The organism is Nonomuraea lactucae (assembly GCF_003313395.1).
Taxonomy (GTDB): Bacteria; Actinomycetota; Actinomycetes; order Streptosporangiales; family Streptosporangiaceae; genus Nonomuraea; species Nonomuraea lactucae.
This window is the reverse complement of the sequence record NZ_QNFZ01000511.1, coordinates 1-1,471: the sequence shown is the minus strand read 5'-3', so window position 1 is coordinate 1,471 and position 1,471 is coordinate 1. Positions and strand designations below refer to the sequence as shown.

At 75.5% G+C, this 1,471-nt stretch carries 2 protein-coding genes and 1 pseudogene; 2 read left to right on the top strand and 1 reads right to left on the bottom strand.

Features of this window, described 5'->3' with window-relative positions:
* On the top strand, positions 1-181 hold a 181-nt coding region (locus tag DQW85_RS23120), incomplete at its 5' end, for a PaaD-like zinc ribbon domain-containing protein (protein WP_476703609.1).
* A complete protein-coding gene (gene paaE, locus DQW85_RS23115; protein WP_113702214.1) occupies positions 178-1,260 on the top strand; it encodes a 1,2-phenylacetyl-CoA epoxidase subunit PaaE in 1,083 nt (360 codons plus the stop codon). The genes DQW85_RS23120 and paaE, both read left to right, overlap by 4 nt.
* 4 nt (positions 1,261-1,264) lie before the next feature.
* On the opposite strand, the pseudogene DQW85_RS23110 reads toward paaE, so the two are convergent.
* Positions 1,265-1,471: pseudogene (locus tag DQW85_RS23110) on the bottom strand (hypothetical protein); the annotation flags it as partial.

Sequence of the window (1,471 nt, the reverse complement as noted above, 5' to 3'; positions counted from 1 at the left end):
GCCGGTGCGCGGCGAGGGGCCGGTGCCGCTGACGCTCGGCCCGGTGCGCCGGCGGGTGCGCTGCCCCCGCTGCGGCTCCCGCGAGACGGAGGAGCTGTCCCGGTTCGGGGCCACGGCGTGCAAGGCGCTGTGGCGGTGCCGCGCATGCGCGGAGCCGTTCGAGCACGTCAAGGAGATATGACCGTGAGCATCGCCCAGGACCTGCCCATCCGCGCGACGTTCGCCGGCCTGCGGGTGGCCCGCGTGGACCGGCTGTGCGACGACGCCGCCGCGATCACCTTCGACGTCCCCGAGGAGCTGGCCGGCCGGTACGCCTTCCGGCCCGGCCAGTGGCTCACGCTGCGCCGCCTGGTGGGCGGGCGCGAGGAGCGGCGGTCGTACTCCATCTGCTCACCGGCGGGCGCGCCCCCGCGGATCGGCGTGCGGGAGATCCCGGACGGGCTGTTCTCCACGTGGCTGGTACGCGAGCTCGCGCCGGGCGACGAGGTCGAGGTGCTGCCCCCCGGCGGCGGCTTCACCCCCGAGCTCGGCCGTCCCGCGCACCACGTGCTGATCGCCGCCGGGTCCGGGATCACGCCGGTCCTGTCCATCGCGTCGTCGGTCCTCGCCGACGACGAGAGCCGCGTGACGCTCCTGTACGGCAACCGCACCGCCGGGAGCGTGATGTTCGCCGACGAGCTCGCCGATCTGAAGGACGCGCACCCCACGCGGTTCGAACTGTGCCACGTGCTCTCCAGGGAGCCGCGCGAGGCCGAGTTGTTCACCGGCCGCCTCGACACCGAACGGCTGGGCCGCCTGCTCCCCGCGCTCACGCCGGTCGCCGAGGTGGACCACTGGTGGCTGTGCGGCCCGTTCGGCATGGTCAACGACGCCCAGGGGGTGCTGGCCGGTCTGGGCGTGCCGGGCGAGCGGGTGCACCACGAGCTCTTCTACGTGGACGAACCGCCGCCCGCCCCGGCGCGCGAAAGCGGCGGACCGGTCGGCGGCAGCGAGGTGACGGTGCTGCTCGACGGCCGGGCCACGACGGCCACGGTGCCCGCGGACCTGTCCCTCCTGGAGGGCGTCCAGCGGGTCCGGCCCGACATGCCGTTCGCCTGCAAGGGCGGCGTCTGCGGCACGTGCCGCGCCCGCGTGGTGGACGGGGAGGCGGACATGCGCCAGAACTTCGCCCTCGAACCCGCCGAGGTGGCCGCCGGCTTCGTGCTCACCTGCCAGACGTTCGCGGTCTCCGACGCCGTCACCGTGGACTTCGACGCCTGAGCCGTCATGGTCTTCCCGGGCCAGGCGGAGGGGGCGTCGACCGCCGCAGCTCCTGGGTACGGCTGCGGCGGCGGGTCACCAGGATCACCAGCGGACCGGCGGCCAGGAGGGCGGCCAGGGCCGCGAAGCCGTGGCCGAGCGTGGACAGCGTGGCGACGCCCGCCACCAGGAGCGGGCCGCCCGCGTCGCCCAGCTCGCGGCCGAGCTCGGC

Excerpts from the sequence above, each read along its gene's own strand:
- paaE (WP_113702214.1), top strand. The coding sequence starts at position 178 with ATGACCGTGAGCATCGCCCAGGACCTGCCCATCCGCGCGACGTTCGCC.